Raw genomic sequence first — 24,528 nt, forward strand, 5'->3', positions numbered from 1 at the left:
CCTAAACAGGGAAGTGCAGGTAGTATGTGGGAAACAGCTTTTATTAATTGCCGAAAGACGAATGCCAATGGAATACAACATCGTTAAACCTAGGGAAGGATTAGCTGCCTTTATCCATTTTTATTGGGAATTGAAAGGCAACCAAAACGGAGAAGCTTGGGAACGTGTTTTTCCCGACGGCTGCGCGGGGATCATGCTGAATTTGGGAAATAAATGTCTCACAGATAATGGCAGGTTTACGATGGAATTTGGGAAAACTTATGTGGTTGGTGCAATGAATTCGTTTAAAGACAGTTTGATAACTGTCGATACGCATATAGTAGGAGTGTGCCTGAAGCCCGCAACTTTTGCCAATTTTTACAGTTATGCGCCCCAGGATGAATTAACCAATCATACTGTCGAATTGGAAAAGTCCAACTGTTTCGTTGTCGGTCATGCCTTGGACAGTCCATTCCGTTACTTTGATCGCTTTTATGCTGGAAGAATGCAATCCAAAACGAATCAATTGCATTCCGTTATTCAGGATATCCATGACGCGAACGGACTGACTCGTATAGGCGAGCTCGCCAAAAGAAATTGCACGACGGTACGCCAGCTAGAGAGGGATTTTAAGAGGCTTATCGGTCTGTCACCAAAGGAGTATGCCAACATTATCCGTTTCCAACGTGCTTTATTTCTCATCAAGCGTTCGGATCAAAACCGCAGTTTGCTGGACATAGCTTTTGAGTGTGGCTATTATGACCATGCCCATCTCTGTCTCGATGTCAAACGGAATACGGGACTTTCTCCCTCTTTACTTTAATTTTGTCGCATTTTTACAAAGTGTGGTTTATCGCGTAGGCGTAAATTTGCAGAAACATTAAAATCAAGAACAAATGCGAAAAATCTCACTTTTCATTGCTATGAGCCTAGATGGTTATATTGCCAAACCGAACGACGATCTTAGCTTTTTAAAACTGGTAGAAAAAGAAGGAGAAGACTATGGCTATGCGGAATTTACATCGCGTATTGATACCTTAATTATTGGCCGAAAAACCTATGACTATGTGGTTCGTGAAATTGGAACTTCTCACTACGACAACGGGCAACGAGATATTTATGTCATTACAAGAAACGAGCGACCACAAGTTGGTAGGACGATTTTTTATACCGACGACTTAACCAAACTGGTGGACCGCTTGAAATCGGAAAATGGTAAACACATCTATTGTGACGGCGGAGCTGAAGTGATCAACGAACTACTAAGGCGCGATGCCATAGACGAAATTATTATCTCCGTTGTTCCTGTTTTGCTAGGTAATGGAACACGACTGTTCAACGCAGGAAGACCGGAGCAAACACTGGAATTTGTGATGGCAAAAACTTTTGATAGCGGATTGATACAATTGCATTACGAGCGTAAAATTGAAAGACAAACGGCCGAGCACGAGATTTTTTTTTAAGCCGCACCCCTAGGTATGTCCCCTGTTGCAATTCTTGGCGACAAGAAGATATACGCTGTCGTGCAAACTTCTTGCCATGGAGTCGAAGAATATATAGCTGCTGTTTTTAGATCGTAGAACATAATATGTTCCGGTTTATCTTGCGCTTTTGAATTTGGATACTGCTACAGACGACGCAAAGAGGCGTACGATGAAAAAGTAATATTAATTAAACAAGCTATGAAAAATAAAAGTAGAATTATTTATTGGATCGCAACTATTTGGCTAAGCTTAGGGATGGTTTCCACAGGAATAGTGCAGTTAATTCAAATGGACGAAGAAGTCCAAAAAATGGATGCGCTGGGTTATCCGTCTTATCTTCTAACCATTATTGGAGTATGGAAAATTTTAGGTGTGCTGACCATATTGCTTCCAAGATTTCCGCTTGTAAAAGAATGGGCCTACGCAGGCTTTTTCTTCCTGCTATCAGGCGCTGTTTTTACGCACGTTGCCATGGCCGACGGCCCAATGGAATATGTTGGACCGGCACTACTGCTATTGTTAACTGGACTGTCATGGTATTTTAGGCCGCCAAACCGAAAGTTAAGTTGCTAACCGTGACATTTAAAATCCATCGACTGGGTAATGGATAACAGGTACGCTATTGAAACGAGCTTCGCTATGTTCTAATCCCAGCTTGCTGCACAAAAAAAGCCCAATCTTTCGATTGAGCTTTTTTGTGATCCCGCTGGGATATGTTCCGTCTCACCACCCCGCACACAAGCCCGGAACGAGGGCGTTCGAACCCATCCCAACCCTTCTGTTCGAATCCCTTAAATAGCAAAAAAGGCACAATTTCTTGTGCCTTCCGTGATCCCGCTGGGATTCGAACCCAGGACCCATACATTAAAAGTGTATTGCTCTACCAGCTGAGCTACGGAATCTTACTTCTATCGTTTCGAAGCAACCTTCGTTGTTTGAAGTGATGCAAAGGTATAAAAAATGTTGATTTGAGCCAAACCAAAGCGGTTTTATTTTTTATTGATACTTTTAAATGCTTGTTTTTCAGTTTGAAAAAATGGTTAGAGAATCTGTTTTGCGGAGATCATGCGGGCTGCGTGGTTGAGATCTTTTCGTAAGCGTAGCCTCCCGAATCCTTTTTTGCGAAGCAAATCCACCGTTTGTTCGGCAAGGTATTGGTTTATCTCGAAAAATAAAGCACCGTGAGATTCCATATGTTTTTTAGCAAGGTCTGCGGCTACGTCGTAAAAAAGGAGTGGGTTATGTTCCTCGACAAATAAGGCCAAATGCGGTTCGTATTGCAACACGTTGCTATGCATCCCAGCTTGCTCTTTGGGCGTGATATAAGGTGGGTTGCTAACCACAACGGTGTAACGTTGGCTGTCCTGCATAAAACTATCCCATTCCAAGATATCCGCCTGTATAAAATTGACCGGAACGCCCAGTTGGACCGCGTTTTCACGCGCCACAGCTATAGCCTCTTTGGAGATGTCCAGCGCATCGACGCGCGCGTTGGGAAGGTGCTTCGCCAGGCTGATAGCGATGCACCCAGAACCTGTGCCAATGTCCAGTATGGTCAGATCGCGTATATCTGCATATTCTTGGATGATCCAATCGACAAGTTCTTCCGTTTCGGGTCTCGGAATGAGCGTATGCTCGTTAACCTTAAAACGCAGGCCATAAAAATCAGCTTCGCCAATAATGTGTTGGATTGGTCGACCCCGCTGCAATTCCTGCAACATATGCAAGAACTGGATGGATGCACCGTCTTCTACCAACGTATGGCGCTCCAATGCATAATGTACGGCTTTCTTATTGCGGATGAAGCTATAGGCCAACAGAAAAATCTGCCTGCTTTCGTCTGCATCATAGAGCGAGGCAAGTTGCTTGCTATATTCATCTGCCCAAGATTTGTAATCTTTCATGTTGCAAACTTACAAAAGCGGCCCGCACTTTTTATATTCTTTGCTAAATACTAAGTTTGTATCATGGTACATGATGAAGCATATATGCGTCGCTGCCTTGATTTGGCCGCGTTAGGTGCAGGAACGGTAAGTCCGAATCCAATGGTGGGCGCTGTAATCGTTTGCGACGGACGGATTATTGGAGAGGGCTACACATCCCCCTATGGAGGACCACATGCCGAGGTCAATGCGGTGCAGGACGCCATGCGCGTTTTAGGGGAGGAGCTTGCTAAGCAGCTGTTTAAAAGGTCAACGATATATGTCAGCCTAGAGCCCTGCGCTCATCATGGAAATACACCTCCATGTGCGGATATGCTTGTACGCCATCGCTTTGCACGCGTGGTGATCGGCTGCTTGGATCCTTTTGCGAAGGTAAATGGTCAAGGTTTGCAGAAATTGCAAGCTAGCGGAATGGTGACGGAGGTAGGTGTTCTGGAATCGGAATGCCGCTTTATGAACCGCCGTTTCTTTACGCGGATCACGCAACAAAGACCCTATGTGATTTTGAAATGGGCAGAAACCAATAATGGCATGTTTGCGCCTGTTGAACCCGGACAGGCCTGGATAAGTAATAAGGCAAGTAAGCAATTGGTGCATAAATGGCGTTCGGAAGAAGATGCGGTCTTGGTTGGAACGGCCACAGCGCTACTCGATAATCCATCGCTGACCGTCAGGCTTTGGAAAGGCCGTAATCCGAAACGGGTGCTTATCGACCGGGATTTGGTGGTTCCTGCAGATGCCGCCCTCTATGACGAGGCAGCCGAGACCATCGTGTTCAATGCCATAAAAACCGATTGGCACGCTAAGCTGAAACTGATCGCCTTAGAAAATTTTCCGCTTTATTTACCACAAAATATTTTGTACCAGCTTTACCTGATGGATGTGCAGTCAATTATCATTGAAGGTGGAGTTAAAACGTTGCAACAGTTTATCCATGCGGGCATATGGGATGAAGCGCGGGTTTTTGTGTCTCCAACTACTTGGACGAACGGTATAGCATCCCCAGTGCTGAACCAAGATCCCGCGTCTTCCATAGCAGTTGGCAGCGATACCTTATCGTTTTATTTCAATACGTAAATGCTAGTAGACCTTAGGGCTGTCCAAAAGATCGGCGACGTAGCCAAGGACTTCTTGTTCTTGATGTCCATCTTCCAGCATAGAAAACGTCAAATACGCCGCATAGATTTCTGCGCTAAAAACCACGTGTTTGTCCGCGATGATATTATCGATCACTTCCTCGTTTACCGCGATGCCAATATGATGCAGCTCGTTGTGTAGGTTGGTTGATATGCTACAATGATCTTCTCCAGACGCAAAAGCGACAATAATGTGTAAGACGAGTTTGTCCATAATTTCTGGACTTATCTTGGCAGCTTTCTCTCCGTAAGTGTTGAAATCAATTCTGTTCTTAGCACTATGGACAATTTTATCCCATATCAGGTATTCTGTTTTCGTGTGCATAATAAAAGAAGTTTATAATCTACTCTAAAGTTACTAAAAAGAAGGCATATGCAAAACAGCAATCTAAATTTTATAAAACTAGGTGCGACTCGAAATTGTTATAGCTGTAGTTTACATGAAAAAAAGGAGGAAATATGCTACCAGAATCAGGTAATAGCAAAATGGATAAACGAGAAGAAGCCACAGCGAAACCGTCAGACGATTTGATCTACGATGCAGAAAAATCGTCATATGTATATGATGTCGCCAATGGAGATCCCGATTACGAGCATCCAGCAGATTATCCGACGCTGAGCGAAGGCGCCGAAGACGATGACTCTAGCTACGACGAAGCAAATCCTTTCGTAGGTGATGAATATGCTGAGAAGGACGAACTTAAGGGTGAAAATCTAGAAAATTCAAATATGCATATCGTAGGAGAAGAAGATTTGAAAGTAAGCCCTTATGACAAGAAGCTGGCGGAAGATATGGAAGACTATCGCGATGATTTGGACGAAGAGGGATATCCTAAATAAATTAAAGTATCTGATTTCTAATTATTTAAAAAGAGTGAAGTTAAAAACTTCACTCTTTTTGTTTTTAATTCCTATTTTTATCTGACAACTATAAACTACTTTTAATCGACTGTAAACTACTATTCTTATGACTACTTACATGTGCTTATTTCCTGTGTTTCTGAAGTACAAAAAATCTACAAGGCCGCGCTAATACATCGCCTTCTTTTGGCCTTTTATTCGGTATCCAAAACGTGTGATCCTATGAGAATACCTGGATCGACCTAACGGTCGCAGCCTTTTCTTATGGCTATTGCCTTTTCGGAAAATACGTTTTGTGTTCAAGCTCAGCTATCATTTGGACGCGTGGCACTGCCGTGTCTGGATTAACCGTATTCGATTGCCAAGATCTTTCAACCCCCGGCACCATGCTGCTGGAGGGGCTATTTCATTACTTTTTTCTAATCATCATAAACTCATACTTATGCGAACAACACAAAGCTACAAGAAAGATTTTCGAAAGTTTCTGTATGTAGGAACATCAATCTTCACTTGTTTTGGTTATTCCCTGCCAAGTCAATGTGTGTATGCCACGGGAGACCACCACCTCCTTTACATGCATCTCCAGCAGGAAAAAATTACGGTAAAGGGTGTGGTACGGAACCAAGAAAACGGGGAGGGCGTTCCGGGCGTAACCGTTACCGTTGTTGGAGGTAGCCTAGCCACAACAACGGACGCCAAGGGATACTACGAACTACCGGAAGTGCCTTCCAACGGACAGTTGCGCTTCAATATGGTGGGAATGGACCCCGTAACCGAAGAGGTGAACGGACGAACCGCGATCGATGTGCTTTTGCTGACGTCGAATGCCAGTATTGACGAGGTCGTCGTTGTTGGATATGGAACACAGAAGCGGGAGACGGTAACAGGAGCCGTGGTAGCGGTAAAAGGAGAAGAATTGCAAAAATCGCCCGCGTTAAATGTTTCCAATGCGATTGCTGGGCGTGTTCCCGGCGTTATAGCAACCAACGGCAGTGCCGAGCCTGGCTACGATGGATCGGCAATCCGGATCCGTGGATCCAACACCCTAGGAGACAGCGGACCATTAATTGTGATCGATGGTATCCCTGCCCGGCAGGGAGGCTTTGAAAGGCTGAACCCAGCCGATATCGAAAACATATCGGTGCTAAAAGATGCTTCAGCGGCAATTTATGGTGCCCGGGCCGCCAATGGTGTTATTTTGGTCACGACTAAGCGCGGTAAAACCGGTAAACCAAAGCTATCCTACACCTTCAATCAAGGCTATTCGCAGCCCACGGTGATCCCCAAATTGGCCGATGCGAATCAATATGCAGAAATGCGGAATGAGTTGGAAATATTCAAGCTTCCGGTTTCAGAATGGTCTAGCGCGTTAAATGGTTTCAATACCAATGGAAGCTATTTGCGTCCCAACGGAACAACACTTGAAGCCCCCTTTACGCCAGAGGATAAAGCGCTTTTTGCAGACGGGAGCGACCCATGGGGCCACCCCAATACCGATTGGTACAAGGCTACTTTGAAAAATTGGTCGCCTCAGCAACGACATAATGTCCAGATCGATGGTGGAACGGAAGACATGCGTTACCTATTATCGATGGGATACCAGAATCAAGACGGCTATTACAAAAATTCTGCAACCGGTTACCAACAGTATGATTTCCGCATAAATTTAGATGCAAACATCAATCCGTATATCAAGACGCAGTTTGGCGTGTTAGGCAGGCAGGAGGGCCGTAACTTCCCAACCAAGCCCGCTTCGACAATCTTTCGGATGCTTATGCGCGGAAATCCGACTATGCCCGCTTTTTGGCCGAATGGAATGCCCGGACCCGACATTGAGCATGGTGAGAATCCTGTAGTGATAACAACGGACCAAACAGGATACAACCGTGATAAGCGTTATTACTTACAGACCAACGGGCAAGTGGATATTACCAACCCATGGGTAGAAGGATTGAAATTATCGCTAAACGCCTCGGTGGATAAGTATATCAGAAAAACAAAGAACTGGGAAATTCCATGGTATCTCTATACCTGGCAGGGAGCCTACGAGGAAGACGGCGTGACACCTCAGTTGGTTCGTGGGATACGCGGCCCGGCCGAGCCTCGCCTGAGTCACGAGGACGAAGACCAGCTCAATATGCTTTTGGGCGCTGTGCTGAGCTACGATAAGACTATCGGCGACCATAGCTTGAGTTTGCTGGCCGGTGTCAATCGGGAAACCATACGGAACGATTACCTGAGCGCCTTCAGACGCTATTTCCTTTCAACCGATATCGACTACCTATTCGCAGGCGGTGATGCGGAGAAAGATAACAATGGCGGTGCTTGGGAACGGGCACGACTGAATTACTTCGGTCGGGTGGGCTACAACTACAAGCGCAAATATATTGGTGAATTTTTGTGGCGATATGATGGCTCGTATATGTTTCCGGAAAATACACGATACGGATTTTTTCCCGGTGTGATGCTTGGATATCTGGTTTCAGAGGAGAATTTTTGGAAAGAAAATATTCCGGTTGTGAATTATTTCAAGGTACGCGGATCGTACGGACAGATGGGGAACGATAACATTTTTTACGATGACGAGCTTCAGGAATATCAATATTTTTCTACCTATGCATTTGGTAGCTATATCATCGGGGGCGATGTCGTAAAATCTTTGTTTGAAAGTCGTGTTCCAAATAGGTTTATCACCTGGGAGGTAGCCAATAACTATAATCTTGGTATAGATCTACAATTGTTCGGAGGAAAAATGAATGCGGAGTTTGACGTGTTCCGAAATAGCCGCGAAAGTATTCTTTGGCAGCGGAATGCATCGATCCCGCATAGCAGCGGGATGACACTTCCTGCGGAAAATATCGGTAAAGTGGATAACTCTGGATGGGAGTTTAACGTAGGATGGCAAGATAAGATCGGAGAATTGGGTTATCGCATCTCGGTTAACGGAGGCTACGCTAAAAATAAGATTATCTTTTGGGACGAGGCGCCTGGAGCTCCAACATGGCAGCAAAGTACCGGAAGAGCGATCAATGCGGGGCTATATTACATTTACGATGGCGTTTTCCGAGACCAAGCGGAAATTGATGCCAATACGTTGGATTATGGCGATATTACCAGCAACTTGCGGCCGGGTGATATGAAATACCTTGACTATGACGGCGACGGAAAGATCACGCCCAATGACCGCGTCCGTCGCGACAAAAATACCGATCCGACCTTTCAGGGAGGGATCAATCTCGGCCTTACCTACAAGAATTTTGATCTCAATATCCTTTTCCAGGGTGCTACCGGCGGTGAATTGCGTGTAGCCACGGATGAATCGGGCGCAATAGGAAACTACCTGTTGGATTTCTATGAAAACCGGTGGACAGTTGATAATCCAAGCAGTGAACACCCACGGATCACGGATCGGAGCGACCAGTACTACTCCAATAACAACACGTATTGGTTGCGCAGTACAGACTATATTCGGTTGAAAAATGTCGAACTGGGATATAACCTGCCTTCCTCTGTACTAGAGAAGATGAAAATAAGCAATCTTCGCGTTTTTCTAAGCGGATTCAATCTATTGACCTGGAGTAAATTAAAAGTATACGATCCTGAGTCGACCAATCAGCTTGGTCAATATTACCCACAAGCACGCTTGGTTAATGGGGGTGTAATGGTGTCATTTTAAACAACGGAGTACATGAACAACTTAAGATATTTTATATATGCGGGAACGATGCTGCTGACAGCAGTTTCCTGTAACGACGATTTTGTAAACACACAGCCGCTGGAAGAAGTTCCAAACGAGATTGTATGGCAAGATGCAGCATTGGCGGAAGCCTTTGTTTTTGAAATATACAATGGTTTTGGCGTTGGCGGATTTTATGAAGAACAAATGGCTTCTTTAACGGATGAGGCGCTATTCACCCATCCGGGGCGCGGTATCAATACCATAACAGAAGGCCGTGCTAATGATGCCGATCAAGGAAGGCAGATGGACACCTACAGCTATGAGCAGATGTATATTCGCATCCGCGCGAGCAATATCGCGATACAAAACCTGCGCAACCCACAATTCGCTGATGCATCGCGCGCGGAGCAGCTATTGGGTGAAGCTTATTTTTTAAGAGCCTATTTTTACCAGCAGCTTTTGCGTACTTACGGTGCTGTGCCATTGATCGATTTTACATTCAAATTGGACGATGCGGACCATTCTATATCGCGAAACACCTACGCCGAGTGCGTGGACTTTATCATAGACGATTGTGATTCGGCAGCCTTGCTTCTAAATGGAGTGGCACGGGTCGATGGGCGTATTAATGAGGTAGCGGCATTGGCGCTGAAAGCGAGGGTGCTTACCTACGCCGCTAGCGACCTGCACGACAATGCGACGGCCAAATCAAATTCCTCGTTGCTAAACGGCTATGCAACACCAGAATTTATAGGCTATACATCTGGTAGCCGATCGGATCGCTGGACCTTGGCCAAACAAGCATCGCGTGCTGTATTGGACCATGCTGAATATGCTTACAAACTGGATTTGACGGAGAAAGCTACCGCCGATGAGGGAAAAGCGAATTATATCGCGATCGCGATGGGGGGAGGAAGTAAACTCGGTGACGCTGCAGGTAAGAGCGATCTTATTCTGGGCCGCTTTTTTAACGATCTAAAAGATGAACGCGGTGGTTGGGTAGGTCGCGATAACGGGCCGAATGGTTACCATAACTGGGCCGGCAACACGCCTACGCAGCTTTTGGTGGACGATTATGAGATGATCGACGGTACACGGTTTGATTGGGATAATCCGACGCATAAGGCAGCACCCTATCAGAACCGGGATCCCCGTTTGTATGCGACCATCCTGCATGATGGAGCCGACTGGAAGCCGCGTACCGACGATGTAAAGGATCGCGATCCGTTTAACCAGATCCAAACCGGGCAGTACGAAGTTATAAATAATTCGGGTACCAAAACGGTACAGTATGGACTGGACACTCGAAACAGTCCGATCGAAGATTGGAACGGATCATACACCGGATACTACTACCGGAAGTTTGTAGATGCCGATCCTGCGATCGTCGATCAAAATACCAGACAACGTGTGCCTTGGCCCTTGTTGCGCTATACAGAGGCCATTTTGAACTATGTGGAAGCTTGCATCGAATTGGGCGAGGACGCGGAGGCGCTTCTTTGGCTAAACCGAATTCGCTTTCGGGCTGGTATGCCTGCTTTAGCAGAAACTGGAGAGGCCTTGCGTGCACGCTATCGGAATGAACGTCGTGTCGAGCTGGCTTACGAGGAACACCGGTATTTTGATGCACGCCGCTGGATGATTGCCGCACAGACCTTGGGGAGAAAAGCCACCACCATACGCATCGAGGGCAGACTGAAGCCCGGAAAGATGGTAAACCGATATAAATATGATACGGAAAATTACACCTATACCTATACGGTAGGAACCATAGATCCGGGGATTGAAAATCGAGCATGGAACGATAAGATGTATTTCACATCCTTTCACCGCGATGAAATCAACCGAAATACCAAGCTGGTACAAAATCCAGGTTATTGATAGGAAGGGGCGTGCAGCCCCTTCTTCGTTGTTGATCAAGTCTTTGTTAAATTTACTGGAGTCATGGAATTTTATGATGTATTTTCTGGAAGATTCCCTAAATTACATTCCATGAAAAACGCGCACCAACATCGGTCATTGGACGACGTACACGAAAGTATAACGGTGCACCAAGGAAAATCTAAACTGAAGCGCTTGCTCAGTTTTTTTGGACCAGCCTATCTCATCAGTGTTGGATACATGGATCCAGGGAATTGGGCGACAGATCTTGCTGGTGGTAGTCAGTTTGGTTATGCGCTGTTGTGGGTGCTGTTGATGAGCAATCTCATGGCGCTACTTCTGCAAAGTTTGTGTACGCGATTGGGGATAGTTCGTGGCAAGGATTTGGCGCAATGTAATCGGGAGATATACCCAAAACGGATGAACTTTGTACTTTACATCCTCGCTGAATTGGCTATTGCGGCTTGTGACTTGGCCGAAGTATTGGGTATGGCCATTGGGCTAAACCTCCTATTTGGTATCGATATTTTATGGGGTGTTTTGATCAGCTTTGTCGATACCTTTCTACTGCTTTACTTGCAGCGGTTGGGCATGCGGAAGCTGGAGCTTTTGATCGTTGGGCTTATCACCTTGATCGGGATATGTTTTTTTGTAGAAATGTTTTTTGCACGGCCACAGTTGGATGAAGTGATGCAAGGATTCATTCCGTCTTTACCCAACCATGCAGCTCTTTATATTGCCATTGGCATCATTGGTGCTACGGTTATGCCGCATAACCTTTACCTGCATTCGGCTTTGGTGCAGACCAGAAAAATTGAAAGATCAACCTCCGCTATCCGTCGGGCGATAAAGTATAATTTTTTAGACAGTGCCATCGCCCTCCAACTGGCATTTTTTGTAAATGCTGCCATCTTAATATTGGCGGCATCAGTTTTTCACAAAAACGGTATGCACAATGTGGCAGAACTTCAAGATGCGTACCGGCTTTTAGGTAGCACGCTAGGCACAGATTGGGCTCCAAAACTGTTTGCAGTAGCACTAATCCTTGCTGGCCAAAGTTCCACCATTACCGGAACCTTAGCCGGTCAGATTGTGATGGAAGGGTATCTTCAATTGCGGATCAGCCCCTTTTTGCGCCGTTTGCTCACCCGCTTGTTGGCCATTGTTCCTGCCATTGTCGTCATTGTGTTATTCGGCGATAAGGAAGTGGGGCAGATGTTGATTTTTTCGCAGGTACTCCTAAGCATGCAGCTCGCCTTTGCAGTGATTCCACTGATTCATTTTGTAAGCGATCGAGCAAAGATGGGAGAGTTCGCAATCGGTTCGTACACGCGCTTCTTCAGTTGGTTGATTGCAGCGGTGATAGCGGTGCTCAATTTTCAGCTGGTGTTTTCGGAAGTAGGCCGATGGTTGAGCCAGGTGGAGCACGTGTTGCTTCGTGTGCTGATTGTTGGTAGCGCTTTAGGCCTGTTGCTGCTGTTGCTGATGACCTTCGTTTATCCCTGGGTGCTAAGGCGTAGAGCCGTTCGTTCGGACGTACATACATCCTTTGAGGTATTGGAATTTAAGGCGGCTTCATCTTTTCGAACGATCCTCTTGGCATTGGATTTTTCCAGATCGGACGAGAAGGTCATCAGTCAGGTTCTGCAACATAGTCCAAGCGCGTGCAAGCTCGTGCTGATTCATGTCGTGGAGAGTGCCAGTGTAAAATACACCGGCGGAACAACCGAAGACTTGGAGGCTAGGGAAGATAGGAGGCGTTTAGAGCAATATGCGACATTTTTACGCGATAAGAACTATGTCGTAACCTGTGCCTTGCGCTACAACGATAGGATAAACGCCATACGCATTTGTTGCGAACAGTACCATGCCGATTTATTGATCGTTGGCAGCCACGGGCACACAGGGTTTAAGGACGTTATTTTTGGAGAAACGGTAAATAAATTGAGACACGCGGGGAAGATTCCGGTCCTCATAGCACAATAATATACATCATATGCAAATATCATTAAAGGGAAAACGGGCCTTGGTTGGTGGGAGTAGTTCAGGTATTGGAAAGGCGATTGCCATTGCCTTGGCAGCTTGCGGAGCGGAAGTCGTGCTGATGGCTAGAAATGAGGATAAGCTTCGGGCAGTCCTGCAAGAGTTGGATGTCAGGAACAATCAGCATCATAGTTATCTGCTGACGGATTTTAACGATTACGACAGACACAAAGAAAAGATGACCCATTTCTTCGCGAACGACCGGGTTGACATCCTGATCAATAATACGAATGGCCCATCGGCGGGCAATCTTTTTTCGAAAGAGGAGGGGGATTATCAGAAAGCCTTCGAGCTGCTCTTTCAAAATGCCGTATTTGCCAGCTCACTAGCCATACCGTACATGCAGGATCAAAAGTTTGGTCGGATAATCAATGTTTCCTCCATGACGGTCAAGGAACCAGTTGACACACTTGTACTGTCCAACACCATGCGCAGCGCATTGGCTAGCTGGAGCAAATCGCTGGCGAGAGAAGTTGCCAAGCATAACATTACTGTTAATTCAGTTTTGACAGGATTTTTTGATACCGACCGCTTGAACGCCTTAATGAATGTACAGGCCGAAAATCAAGGCATTTCTTTTGCCGAAGTGAAGAAGTCGCGTATTTCTTCCATCCCGATGCGCCGGCTAGGAAGACCGGAAGAGTATGGCAACTTAGTGGCCTTTTTGGCTTCTGAACAGGCTTCGTTCTTAACGGGCGCAGCTATCCCACTTGACGGTGGGGCAAGCGCTGCCTTTTTCTAGCAAGGAGGTACAGATCTTGATTTAACAGATTGGAGAGGACTTTTCGGGCGTTTCCGCAATTAGTCTTTCTCCAATTCATTCCGGTAATGCTTCAGTTGCTCCTGTATGGATTCGTCCAGCTCTGGGTAAGCGATGTCCTTGTATTGGGATAGTTTTTCAAGCAGTATTTTTGCTACCAAATACCGCGCGATATCTTTGTTATCTGCTGGGATGATATGCCATGGTGCGTTTGGTTTGCTGGTTTTTTGGATCGCCTCCTCATAACACGCCATGTATCGATCCCACAATTTTCTTTCGGCAAGATCAGCGGGAGAGAACTTCCAATTGTGTTCGCCCTTGTCCAGTCGTCGTAGTAATCTGGTCTTTTGTTCCTCTTTGCTCAAGTGGAGATAAAATTTAAATACAATCATCTTGCTTTCCGTCAACAGCTTTTCAAAATTATTGATCTGTTTGAATCGCTCATTCCAAAAATTTTTCGGTATATCGTCAACAGCATAGATGCCAGGCAAATTTTCGTTTAGCAAATACTCCGGATGTACCCGCGTAACCAGCACATTCTCATAATGTGTTCGGTTGAAGATACCAAATTTTCCTTTGGGTGGTAGATTGATGTAGTGCCTCCATAGGAAATCGTGTTGAAGTTCCAACGATGTAGGCGTTTTAAAGCTGCTTACTTCCACCCCTCGTGCATTGAACTCTTTAAAAAGTTCACGGATTAGGCTATCTTTTCCGGCAGTATCCATGCCTTGAAAGCAAATTAAGACGTTGTAGCGGTTGTGAGCATACATCATGTCCTGAATCTTGGCGAGTTGCTTCCGAATTTTTTTCAGTTCATCTTTTGCCCATTTTGCCTCCATTTCCGCTGAGATATCAGTGGGATATTTATCTTGTTTAAAGTTATGGGATGCTTTAAAGCGTTTTCCGTATTTGCTCATATCAATATGTTTTTCCTAAATATAATAAAACCAAATCAAAAAAAATTGCAAGTCAATTTTTTAGGTTGTATATTTAACCTATGGTTGCAGAAGAACTACTGCATTTCATCTGGCAATTTAGGCTTTTTAACCAATTAGAACTTTATAGCACAGATGGCGAGGAAATCAACATTCAGTTTGTCGGTGAACTTAATAGGGACGCAGGTCCTGATTTTCTGTATGCACGGGTTTCCGTAGGTACAGAGCACTGGACAGGGCATATCGAACTACATGTGGATGGTGCTGATTGGTTGCGGCATCAACATCATAAGGATGCCGCCTATAATAATGTGATTCTGCATGTGGTATACGAAAACGGGATAACAGTCTTTCGAAAAGACGGTACCCAGATTCCCTGTTTGGTTTTGGGACGGCTCGTAGATCGAAAGCTTTTAGTACGGTACCGCGATGTTATGCACAATTTACATTGGATCCCGTGCGAAAGGCATTTGCCGAATATATCATCTTTGATAAAAAACCAATTGTTGGATCGGCTGGCCGTAGAACGTCTTGAAGAACAATATACGCGTATACATGCGACCTTGGAAGATACGCAGGGTGACTGGGAGCGTGTACTGTTTATCCATCTGTCCCGTAGTTTTGGAATGAAGGTAAATGCAGAGACCTTCATGCAATTTGGCCGGCTGGTGGATTTGGGTGTACTCCGGAAATATCAAAAAGAACCTTTTAAAATGGAGGCTATGCTGTTTGGACAAGCCGGTCTTATTGCGCGTTCCAGTGCAGACGCATACGAAAGATCGCTGCAGCAAGAGTATAACTACCTTTGTCGTGTACACGGACTTAAAGCAATGGTAGGCTTCGAATGGAAGTTTATGCGGATGCGCCCTGCCAACTTTCCTACCTTTCGCTTAGCCCAGCTTATCGGCCTATACGGAGCTAATCCATATCTGTTTCAGTGCTTGCTAGCCTGCGAAAATGTGTCGGAGGTTTTGCTCTTATTGGCGGATGAGAAGATAGGTAACTATTGGGAAGAACACTATAGGTTCGGTAAAAAAAGCGATAGGCATACGTTACAATTATCCAAAGACTTTAAACAGCACTTGCTAATCAATACCTTCATTCCCATCCTCTTCTCTTTTGCGAAGGAGATGGGGCTGGATCATCTGCAGACCCGCGCGCTGGAATGGCTTGCCACAACAAAGGCGGAGGATAATGCGATCGTTCGCGCCTTCCATGCTCGTGGCTATGATGCGGTAGCTGCGTCGGATTCACAGGCGCTACTGGTGCTGAAGAAAAATTACTGTAGCAAAAAGCGATGTCTATCCTGTATGATTGGGCATGCAATTTTTAAAAGCTAGCTGACACGTAAAATTTCCGCGATTTCGCGATAGCCCTTTTCGAAGGCCAGATCGGAAGCTGTGGCGCCCATATCGGTTTTTATCGTTATGTCAGCTCCATTTTCTAATAGTATGATGATCATGTCTATGCTTCCTCGTTGGGCAGCGATGTGAAGCGGGCTGATGCGTGCATTTTGCACAACATTCACTTCTGCACCTGCTTCGATCAGCATTTTGCTGATATGATCGTATTGGCCCGTCAAAGCCGTATGTATCGGATATACCTGATAACCGTTCTGCGAGCAGATATTTGGATCGGCACGTTTGGCCAATAAAATTCTAACAACCTCTTCCTGTCCAAAATGGGTTGCTATACCCAATGGTGTAAAGCCATGTGATGATACTTCATCAATCACATCAGGCTTTTGTTTGATCATCATTTCTACCTGTGGGGCAATGCCTATAGCGCACGCTTCATGTATGGTTATCGTCGTCAAATGATTCAGGATAGTTCGTATCACCTGATCTTTGTGATAGTAGCAGGCCAAGAGCAAAGGCGAAATATCGTGGCTGGTCTTCTCCCGTAATAATTCCGGTTCAGAACGGAGCAGTATCTCCAAATCATGATGGTTGCCCGTCTCTATATATTCTTCTAGCTTGTATAAAGTCATCCCTGTTTCGTTTGGCGTATACGAATTAAATAAAAAAAACCGAAAATCAACCATAGAACACGTAAACATTTCATGTTTTAGCAAAGTGGTTTTCGCTTGCTGCAGTAAACATATGCGCGACAAACATGACTAATTGTTACATTATCAGCTAAGTATCAGGCTAATTTTATTGATGAAATAGCATGAATTTCGAAATTTTATCATAGATATTTCAATAGATTATAAGTTTTGTGATATTCTTTTTAAAAGGTGTAGTTGATGTTCTACATTAATTAAAAAACCCTCTTGCACAGTTGGCTTATCTTAAACTTAGCGTTACTTTTGTATTGCCCTCCCCAAGGGCATGTTTTTCATAGGTAGATGTAGGGTCGAATAGTCTTATTCGACCCTTTTTTATTAGTTTTGTTTTATGGTGATTGATATGCAGAAGAAAAAAATTGTGGTTGCTGTGACCGGTGCTAGTGGTGCTCTTTATGCAAAAGTGCTACTTGATAAGTTGTTGACATTAGGAGACCAGATCGAAGAGGTGGCGGTCGTGATGTCGGATAATGCCAAGGACGTCTGGAAATACGAATTGGGTAACGAGGATTATCGAACGTACCCGTTCAGGTTTTTCGGTAAAAGTGATTTCATGGCACCATTTGCGTCAGGGTCGGCTGGATTTGGGCATATGGTTGTTTGCCCCTGCTCTATGGGGACCCTCGCCCGCATAGCACAGGGCATATCTTCCGATTTAACTAGCCGTGCTGCAGACGTGATATTAAAAGAAAGGCGTAAGCTGGTCATGGTGACTCGAGAGACTCCCTTAAATCACATACATATACAAAATATGGCGACGGTGACATTGGCGGGAGCGATTGTTTGCCCGGCGAGCCCCTCGTTCTACAGCCTGCCCAAGACGTTTGAAGAGTTGGCGTCCACTGTTGTGGACCGCGTGCTGGGGCTATGCGATATACAGGTTGCTAGTTATTCGTGGGGACAGCAGCCATAAAAACATATTTTTTCAAGGGCGTGTAAGGATATATTTTGTACATTTGTTTTTCAATGAAGCAGCCCCTAAATTTGGATGCATATACGCCATATTTCATTGGTTTTTCCGAAGGAAAAAACAGCTTTTGTTCCTCCAACGGCTGCATTCGATCGTTTACCCCATCCATTTTTCGATATTAAATTTGTATAGATAATACACATGAACAGTATTTTAATCTCTTCCGCGAAGCTTTTACTACCTCAGCATCCACAAGATGGAGAAATCGTTGACATTTTAATCGAAAACGGAAAGATAAGTAACATAACTGCCCCCTCAGACCCGGGCGGAGAGATGGTACACATCATCGATGGAAGTGGCTGTATAGTTTCTGCCGGTTTTTTCGACTTGCACGCGAATTTTGGAGAACCAGGGCTAGAAACGAAAGAGGATATCGTTACTGGAACATCGGCCGCCGCCGCTGGTGGATACACCGGCGTGGCAATTTTTCCGAATACCAATCCGCCCTTACATAGTCGTTCAGAAGTTGCCTTGGTTGTTAACGCAGCGAAAGGCAATATCGTGGATGTACATCCTGTGGGTGCGGTGAGCAAAAACAGAGAAGGAAAGGAACTAGCTGAGATGTACGATATGCAGTCGGTTGGTGCGGTCGCTTTCTCGGATGGCAACCATGCTGTTCAGCAAGCCGGATTAATGTCACGCGCTTTGTTGTATGGGAAGGGGATTGGAGCTTTGGTCATTTCATTTGCCGAAGACGAATCGGTTGCCGGGGGTAACCAAATGAACGAAGGGGAGATGAGTACGTTTCTTGGGATGAAAGGAAAGCCAAATTTGGCCGAGTCGCTCATGGTTTCACGCGATCTTTTCTTGGCCGACTATAACGAGTCACCGATCCATTTTACCTGTATCTCTACCGCTGAATCGGTGGAGCTGATCCAAAAAGCCAAAGAAAGAGGGGTAGCAGTGACCTGTGATGTGGCGGCACATAATCTCATTTTCAGCGATGAAGATGTGCAGGGCTTTGATAGCAATTATAAAACGAATCCGCCGTTGCGTACTAAAAAAGACATAGCGGCTTTGGTAGAGGGGCTCAAGGATGGGACTATTGATGCCGTGGTTTCACAACACACTCCGCACGAGATCGAGTTTAAAAATGTCGAATTCCAAATAGCGAAAGCAGGTATGATCGGTTTGCAGACGACGCTACCGCTGATGGTCAAGGCCGGTTTTGGTGCCGAAGAAATTGTTGAGAAACTGAGCGTAGCTCCTAGACTAATTTTGGGGCAGCGGATGCCTTCTCTTTTGGAAGGTAGTGATGCAAATTTAGTCCTGTTTTCCATGACCGAAAAATGGATCCTCGACGGAAAAAGTAATAAGTCAAAATCTGCGAACAGCCCGCTTTGGAGCCAAGAGCTTACCGGGAAGGTAAAAGCAGTAATTCATCATGGCCTATTGGTCGAAAATAAATAACCTATGGATGCAAAAGTAAAAAAAGCGTTTAACGCCGGTCTTAGTGCCTACGCCCAAGCAGAAAATATCGACAGTGCTGCCGTGTCTGCGGCCTTGGTACGGGCGTTTGATCAAGAAGCTCCGTTTATGGAGAAGGTAGCCGCGTTGGATGAGGCCTTTGACGATCATCAACATTTTGAAGAATTACGGGAGATATTCTTCGATCTGCTGATGGTCAATTTCTTCGCCCAAGATGTACAAAAGCTTGAGGAAGACTACCTAGATTCCGAAGAATGGGAAGCCATTGAAGAGGATACCATCGATCGCGGCACGGAGCTGCTCAATATATTTCTGTATCTTCGGGAATGTGCCGATGACGATATTGAACCTTCACTTGACGACTATCTTAAGGAATTTCTTTTGGTGGAAGAAGATGAATTTCAGGATGAGCATGCCATCTATGAAAAACTTATAGCAAACCAAATTTTGGTGGATAGTTCCTATGCCGAGATTAATAAAGTAGCATCTACTCTATCGCATGACGATGAGTTAAAAGAGCTGTTTTACGGTATGGTCAGCTTTTTCAACGAGCCCGCTCCATCCGCTTCACAATTAGACGATTTCAAAGCGTCTGCCGCAAATACGTCTTTGGATACAGCTATCTATCAAATTATTATACATTTTAATCAGTAAATTATGACACAACACATCCATACCGATTTTTCCGCAGAGTCGGTTAGAAGAGAGGGCATAAAGTTGGGGGTTTATCTCGGCATCTTGTCGCTCGTTATTAGCATTGTTTCGCTTTATGTACTTTTAAATGCGACAAATTTCACTGTTACATCCATGATCACGGGTGGAATAGGGATGGTAGCGATGATTGCATTGTCCGCGTACTTTGCTGTGATATTACGGAAATCTGCGGGCGGTTTTTGGAGCTTCAGCCAAGCACTGAAAGGAATTTTCATTATGCTGGCGATAGGGGTGATCATCTCTAGCGTAGGAACTACGCTTTTTAACCTAGTGAACCCGGAGCCACAGCAGACAATCTTTGACAAAACCATCAATATGACGATCGAAACGTTGGAAAGCGCCGGAGCCGACGACGACCTGATTGACAAGCAGGTTGCGGATTTAGAGAAAAAACGTGACGAATTGCGTACGTTTTCGTTTGGGTTGGTCTTGAAAGCATTAGGCGTTAGTTTGATTATGTATTTCGTTTTTGCATTGATTCTAGCCGCTATATTGAAGCGCGAGCGCCCTGCATTTTTGCAGGTCAGTAATCCTGCCGATGAAGCACACCCTTGGCAGGATAGTAATAAATAAATTTATTGAATAAAATAGGACAGGGTATGCTATGGCGTACCCTTCTTTTCATTTATTATGGATATATCTGTTGTTATTCCGTTGTATAACGAGGAAGAGTCGCTGCCTGAATTGACGGAATGGATCCACCGTGTGATGTTGGCGAATCAATTCAGCTACGAGATTGTTTTAGTAGATGACGGTAGCCGGGATAAGTCGTGGGAGGTCATTCAAAAGCTGAAAGCCCAGCATCCAGCAATCATCGCGATTAAGTTTCGCCGTAATTACGGAAAATCTGCTGCGCTCAATGTGGGGTTTAATGCTGCGGAAGGTGACGTGGTTATCACCATGGATGCCGATCTGCAAGATAGTCCCGACGAAATTCCGGCTATGTACGAGCGTATTCGGAACGGGGCAGACCTGGTTTCGGGTTGGAAAGCAAAGCGTTACGACCCGTTGACCAAAACGGTGCCCACGAAACTATTCAACGCAGCCACGCGTAGCATGTCGGGCATTCATAATCTCCACGATTTCAATTGTGGATTGAAAGCCTACAGGAAAGATGTTGTAAAAAGCATTGAGGTGTATGGCGAGATGCACCGCTATATCCCGGTGTTGGCCAAATGGGCAGGCTTTACCAATATTCAGGAGCAGGTTGTAAAGCACTATCCACGTAAGTACGGATCAACAAAGTTTGGCGCAGGACGTTTCATCAAAGGGTTTTTGGATTTGCTTTCCATCTTTTTTGTGGGCAAATTTGGCAAGCGTCCCATGCACTTTTTTGGTGCGATAGGGGTGATGAGTTTTCTGATTGGCTTTTTTATTACCCTCTATCTTATTTTTGATAAATTGATGAGCATTGCCGAGGGGACTACCTATCGTAACGTAACGGACCAGCCCTTGTTTTACCTTTCTTTGGTTGCAATTTTGATCGGCACCCAATTGTTTTTGACCGGATTTATTGCGGAATTGGTGTCCAGAAATTCGACAGATCGAAATAAATACCATATCGAGGAAGTCATATAGTATGTTCTTTTCTGTTATCATTCCGCTCTATAACCGTCCGCAAGAAATCGATGAGCTTTTGCATTCACTCACGTTACAAACGTATCCCCACTTTGAGGTTATTGTGGTCGAAGATGGTTCATCTGTAGCGGCAGAAGCGATCGTAGCACGGTATCAGGATCTCTTAAATGTATCCTATTATGCAAAAGCTAACGAAGGACAAGGTTTTGCCCGGAATTATGGCTTCGCCCGCGCCAAAGGCGATTACTTTATCGTATTTGATTCCGATGTTCTTGTACCCGCTACATATTTCCAAACGGTAATAGATGGCTTGGAAAGGGATGGTTGGGATGCATTCGGAGGGCCAGATGCCGCCCACCGATCTTTTACGTCCATACAAAAAGCGATCAGCTATTCGATGACGAGTCCTTTTACCACAGGTGGAATTCGAGGCAATAAGAGACACGTAGGTGTGTTTCATCCACGCAGCTTTAACATGGGGCTTTCAAAAGCTGTTTATAAGAAAACCGGAGGATTTAAATTGGCTCGTCGATCTGAAGACATTGAGTTTAGCATACGGATGTTGGCTTGTGGATTTCGCGTAGGTTTGATTCCCGAGGCCTTTGTTTACCATAAACGCCGAGCTACGTTTGTGCAATTCTTTAAACAGACCAACTTTTTTGGCAAAGGCCGCATTGATATTTATCGGATGTTTCCACAGGAACTGAAGGCGGTACATGCCCTGCCTACAATTTTTACAATAGGCTTGTTCACCCTGCTCTTATTGAATGTCTTTTTTGTGATTTTTGATACGAAAGGTTACTTCCTTTCCGCGCTAACGATAACGGGCAACATGCTGCTTTTGAGCTACAGCTTGTTGCTATTTGCCCATGCATGTATGCAAACAAAGAGCATGGTCGTTGGATTTTTGAGTGTTATCGCAGCGTACACACAGCTGATTGCATACGGCACCGGCTTCTTGGAGAGCTATGTTACCGATGTATTGTTGAAAAATAACGGCCGTTAAGCTCGGTAAATTGTATAAAGTTTGTTATTTTGTTTAAAAATAGAGAAGTGTGATTGCTAGTACACAACATAATTTGGGAAAGCTGGAAGATCTATTTTCGGATCTTGGCTATCGAGTGCGTTACGAGAAAGGTTCTTTTCGGACAGGTGCTTGCGTACTGCAGCACACGAAGGTTATTATGGTCAACAAGTTTTCCAATTTGGAAGTCAGAATACAATCGTTGATCCTGTTACTGCGTGAAATGGAAGTCGATACCGACATGCTTGATGATAAGAAACGTGAATTTTTCCGAGCGGTAAAGAAAGTAGAGGCACTGCTGTGAGGGTAACTTTTTTAGGCACAGGAACGTCACAGGGCGTACCGGTAATAGCTTGTCAATGTGCGGTTTGCCAATCGGTGGATAGTCGGGACAAGCGGCTTCGGACGTCCATATTTTTGGAAATTGGTGATTTGCATATCGTGGTGGACACCGGGCCGGATTTTCGATATCAGATGCTGCGTGAGCATGTCCGACATGTGGATGCTGTACTGATTACCCATGCGCACAAAGACCATATTGCTGGGATGGATGATGTGCGAGCTTTTAATTATCAACAGCAACATGCTATCCCTATTTATGCAACTGGCGTGACGCACGAAGCTTTGAAGCGAGAGTTTTACTACGCTTTTGGCGATATTAAATATCCAGGAGTACCCCGTTTAGAATTGCGGCCGATCGTAGCCGGTCAATCTTTTCTAATTCGCGATGAACAGGTAATGCCCTTCGAGGTGATGCATCACAAGATGCCTGTCTTGGGCTTTCGGTTTGGTGATTTCGCCTATATCACCGATGCGAAAACAATTTCGGAGTCATCCAGAGCACTTTTGCAAGGTGTTAAAGTTTTGGTCGTAAATGCTTTGCAGGAGGAGCCGCATATCTCGCATTTCACCCGGGAGGAAGCGCTACAGTTCGCAAAGGAGCTAAATGCCGAGGAAACTTATTTGACCCATATCAGCCACCGCTTTGGGAAACATGCAGATATCGAGCAGGATTTGCCTGCAGGTGTCCATGTCGCCTTCGACGGATTGAAGATTACCGTCTAACTCTGTTCAATTCGTCAAATAAACCAAAACTTTTCTTGACATTACCTTGTTCTATTAAAAGAAAACATAAAAGATATAACAAGATTATTAAATTCAATTGTAAAAGTTATGGGAAACATTCTTTATTTAGTCGCCGTTATTTTAGTAATAATTTGGGCTGTTAGCTTCTTTGGAGGTTATGCAACAGGTGGTATCATTCACATCCTATTGGTTATTGCCATCATTGCTATCCTTTTGCGTGTTATACGAGGGGCCGCTTAGCTTTTAATGCATGCAAGTATAACTGGGCTATCGCTATGTCTTCAGGAAAGGTGATTTTTAGATTGCTATATTCGCCAGGAATGAGGTGTATGCGATAGCCCATTTTTTCGACCACAGAAGCATCGTCGGTAAATGTTGCAAGCTCGGGCTGCGCGAAAGCTTCCTTTAATATCGATGCCTTAAAGGTTTGCGGGGTCTGTATAATCCAGACCCTTTCTCTATTTGTAGCTTCACTATGCTGCATATCACCTAACCTCACCGAATTGGTGCTCTGCAGGGCAAGCGTTGTGGCTCCATGTATGGCGGTTTCCGTAAAGCATTTAGCTATAAGTTGGGCAGATACAACAGGACGGGCAGCATCGTGTATGGCAATTAGGATGTCCTCGAGCGGCGATTTTTCCGATTCTAAAATCTTCATTATACCATTTTTTACACTCTGAAAGCGGCTTTCTCCGCCATCCAGCACACGATGCGGACTAACAAAATGATATTGCGAACACAGGTCTGCCCAATACGTCTGCATGTCCCTGTGTAATGCAACCAATATTTCCGGAGAGTTGCTTGACGTCGCAAAGCAATCTATTGTGTTCATGAGAATCGGGCGTCCGTCAAGTAAATGAAACTGTTTTGGAAGGTCGCTATTCATCCTGGTTCCTTTTCCTCCTGCGGCTATTATCACATATCTCTTTTGCATTTCTATTTTTTTTTGATGGCGGGAT

At 45.0% G+C, this 24,528-nt stretch carries 24 protein-coding genes and 1 tRNA gene; 19 read left to right on the plus strand and 6 right to left on the minus strand.

Going from position 1 to position 24,528, the window contains the following annotated elements; genetic code table 11:
* Positions 1–67 precede the first annotated feature (67 nt).
* The 3 genes from IE165_RS06035 to IE165_RS06045 all read left to right on the plus strand — a co-directional run bounded on the left by IE165_RS06035 (position 68) and on the right by IE165_RS06045 (position 2,036).
* Positions 68–802, plus strand: coding sequence for a helix-turn-helix domain-containing protein (locus IE165_RS06035; protein WP_189625708.1), 735 nt, complete (start codon positions 68–70; stop codon positions 800–802).
* A 73-nt stretch (positions 803–875) separates the two neighbouring features.
* Positions 876–1,442: a dihydrofolate reductase family protein gene (locus IE165_RS06040; protein ID WP_189625709.1), complete on the plus strand. Its 567-nt coding sequence runs from the start codon at positions 876–878 to the stop codon at positions 1,440–1,442.
* 219 nt (positions 1,443–1,661) lie between these two features.
* The gene (locus tag IE165_RS06045; RefSeq protein ID WP_189625710.1) at positions 1,662–2,036 is read left to right on the plus strand and encodes a DoxX family protein; all 375 of its coding nucleotides are present in this window, start codon (positions 1,662–1,664) and stop codon (positions 2,034–2,036) included.
* Between the two features lie 256 nt (positions 2,037–2,292).
* On the opposite strand, the gene IE165_RS06050 is transcribed toward IE165_RS06045, so the two are convergent.
* A tRNA-Lys gene (locus IE165_RS06050) sits at positions 2,293–2,365 on the minus strand.
* Between the two features lie 138 nt (positions 2,366–2,503).
* Complete coding sequence (gene prmC / locus IE165_RS06055; protein WP_189625711.1) at positions 2,504–3,367, minus strand: peptide chain release factor N(5)-glutamine methyltransferase; 864 nt, start codon at positions 3,365–3,367, stop codon at positions 2,504–2,506.
* Positions 3,368–3,430: 63 nt separating this feature from the next.
* On the opposite strand from prmC, the gene ribD reads away from it, so the two are divergent.
* Positions 3,431–4,483: a bifunctional diaminohydroxyphosphoribosylaminopyrimidine deaminase/5-amino-6-(5-phosphoribosylamino)uracil reductase RibD gene (gene ribD / locus IE165_RS06060; protein WP_189625712.1), complete on the plus strand. Its 1,053-nt coding sequence runs from the start codon at positions 3,431–3,433 to the stop codon at positions 4,481–4,483.
* Between the two features lie 3 nt (positions 4,484–4,486).
* Here the strand turns inward: ribD and IE165_RS06065 are convergent, their stop codons facing one another.
* Positions 4,487–4,867 (minus strand): hypothetical protein, encoded by a 381-nt coding sequence (locus IE165_RS06065; RefSeq protein WP_189625713.1) that lies wholly within the window; start codon positions 4,865–4,867, stop codon positions 4,487–4,489.
* A gap of 134 nt (positions 4,868–5,001) precedes the next feature.
* On the opposite strand from IE165_RS06065, the gene IE165_RS06070 reads away from it, so the two are divergent.
* The 5 genes from IE165_RS06070 to IE165_RS06090 all read left to right on the plus strand — a co-directional run bounded on the left by IE165_RS06070 (position 5,002) and on the right by IE165_RS06090 (position 13,748).
* Positions 5,002–5,382, plus strand: coding sequence for a hypothetical protein (locus IE165_RS06070; RefSeq protein ID WP_189625714.1), 381 nt, complete (start codon positions 5,002–5,004; stop codon positions 5,380–5,382).
* Between the two features lie 463 nt (positions 5,383–5,845).
* Positions 5,846–9,079, plus strand: a complete 3,234-nt coding sequence (locus IE165_RS06075; protein WP_229826382.1) for a SusC/RagA family TonB-linked outer membrane protein — start codon at positions 5,846–5,848, stop codon at positions 9,077–9,079.
* A gap of 12 nt (positions 9,080–9,091) precedes the next feature.
* Complete coding sequence (locus tag IE165_RS06080) at positions 9,092–10,963, plus strand: RagB/SusD family nutrient uptake outer membrane protein (protein ID WP_189625715.1); 1,872 nt, start codon at positions 9,092–9,094, stop codon at positions 10,961–10,963.
* Positions 10,964–11,074: 111 nt separating this feature from the next.
* Positions 11,075–12,949, plus strand: a complete 1,875-nt coding sequence (locus IE165_RS06085; protein ID WP_189625716.1) for an Nramp family divalent metal transporter — start codon at positions 11,075–11,077, stop codon at positions 12,947–12,949.
* 10 nt (positions 12,950–12,959) lie between these two features.
* Positions 12,960–13,748 (plus strand): SDR family oxidoreductase, encoded by a 789-nt coding sequence (locus IE165_RS06090; protein ID WP_189625717.1) that lies wholly within the window; start codon positions 12,960–12,962, stop codon positions 13,746–13,748.
* Between the two features lie 59 nt (positions 13,749–13,807).
* On the opposite strand, the gene IE165_RS06095 is transcribed toward IE165_RS06090, so the two are convergent.
* Positions 13,808–14,683 (minus strand): PPK2 family polyphosphate kinase, encoded by an 876-nt coding sequence (locus tag IE165_RS06095; RefSeq protein WP_189625718.1) that lies wholly within the window; start codon positions 14,681–14,683, stop codon positions 13,808–13,810.
* Between the two features lie 80 nt (positions 14,684–14,763).
* Between IE165_RS06095 and IE165_RS06100 the strand changes: the two genes are divergently transcribed.
* Positions 14,764–16,041, plus strand: a complete 1,278-nt coding sequence (locus IE165_RS06100) for a DUF2851 family protein (RefSeq protein WP_189625719.1) — start codon at positions 14,764–14,766, stop codon at positions 16,039–16,041.
* On the opposite strand, the gene IE165_RS06105 is transcribed toward IE165_RS06100, so the two are convergent.
* Positions 16,038–16,691 carry an ankyrin repeat domain-containing protein gene (locus IE165_RS06105; protein ID WP_189625720.1) on the minus strand — a complete coding sequence of 218 codons (654 nt, stop codon included), beginning with the start codon at positions 16,689–16,691 and terminating at the stop codon, positions 16,038–16,040. The genes IE165_RS06100 and IE165_RS06105 overlap by 4 nt on opposite strands.
* A 421-nt stretch (positions 16,692–17,112) precedes the next feature.
* On the opposite strand from IE165_RS06105, the gene IE165_RS06110 reads away from it, so the two are divergent.
* The 9 genes from IE165_RS06110 to IE165_RS06150 all read left to right on the plus strand — a co-directional run bounded on the left by IE165_RS06110 (position 17,113) and on the right by IE165_RS06150 (position 23,809).
* Positions 17,113–17,682, plus strand: a complete 570-nt coding sequence (locus IE165_RS06110) for a UbiX family flavin prenyltransferase (protein ID WP_189625721.1) — start codon at positions 17,113–17,115, stop codon at positions 17,680–17,682.
* Positions 17,683–17,880: 198 nt separating this feature from the next.
* Positions 17,881–19,149: a dihydroorotase gene (locus IE165_RS06115; protein WP_189625722.1), complete on the plus strand. Its 1,269-nt coding sequence runs from the start codon at positions 17,881–17,883 to the stop codon at positions 19,147–19,149.
* A 3-nt stretch (positions 19,150–19,152) separates the two neighbouring features.
* Positions 19,153–19,821 (plus strand): hypothetical protein, encoded by a 669-nt coding sequence (locus IE165_RS06120; RefSeq protein ID WP_189625723.1) that lies wholly within the window; start codon positions 19,153–19,155, stop codon positions 19,819–19,821.
* Between the two features lie 3 nt (positions 19,822–19,824).
* Positions 19,825–20,454 (plus strand): DUF4199 domain-containing protein, encoded by a 630-nt coding sequence (locus IE165_RS06125; RefSeq protein WP_189625724.1) that lies wholly within the window; start codon positions 19,825–19,827, stop codon positions 20,452–20,454.
* A gap of 57 nt (positions 20,455–20,511) precedes the next feature.
* Positions 20,512–21,459 (plus strand): glycosyltransferase family 2 protein, encoded by a 948-nt coding sequence (locus IE165_RS06130; protein WP_189625725.1) that lies wholly within the window; start codon positions 20,512–20,514, stop codon positions 21,457–21,459.
* 1 nt (position 21,460) lies between these two features.
* Positions 21,461–22,465, plus strand: coding sequence for a glycosyltransferase (locus IE165_RS06135; protein WP_189625726.1), 1,005 nt, complete (start codon positions 21,461–21,463; stop codon positions 22,463–22,465).
* 49 nt (positions 22,466–22,514) lie between these two features.
* Positions 22,515–22,787, plus strand: coding sequence for a hypothetical protein (locus IE165_RS06140; RefSeq protein WP_189625727.1), 273 nt, complete (start codon positions 22,515–22,517; stop codon positions 22,785–22,787).
* Positions 22,784–23,548 carry an MBL fold metallo-hydrolase gene (locus IE165_RS06145; protein ID WP_189625728.1) on the plus strand — a complete coding sequence of 255 codons (765 nt, stop codon included), beginning with the start codon at positions 22,784–22,786 and terminating at the stop codon, positions 23,546–23,548. Before IE165_RS06140 ends, IE165_RS06145 begins: the two co-directional genes overlap by 4 nt.
* 108 nt (positions 23,549–23,656) lie before the next feature.
* Complete coding sequence (locus IE165_RS06150; protein ID WP_117624894.1) at positions 23,657–23,809, plus strand: lmo0937 family membrane protein; 153 nt, start codon at positions 23,657–23,659, stop codon at positions 23,807–23,809.
* Here IE165_RS06150 and IE165_RS06155 read toward each other — a convergent pair.
* On the minus strand, positions 23,790–24,503 hold the full coding sequence (locus IE165_RS06155) for a 2-C-methyl-D-erythritol 4-phosphate cytidylyltransferase (protein ID WP_189625729.1): 714 nt from the start codon (positions 24,501–24,503) through the stop codon (positions 23,790–23,792). The genes IE165_RS06150 and IE165_RS06155 overlap by 20 nt on opposite strands.
* Positions 24,504–24,528: the final 25 nt, after the last annotated feature.

This window comes from Sphingobacterium griseoflavum (genome assembly GCF_014653155.1).
GTDB classification, from domain to species: domain Bacteria; phylum Bacteroidota; class Bacteroidia; order Sphingobacteriales; family Sphingobacteriaceae; genus Sphingobacterium; species Sphingobacterium griseoflavum.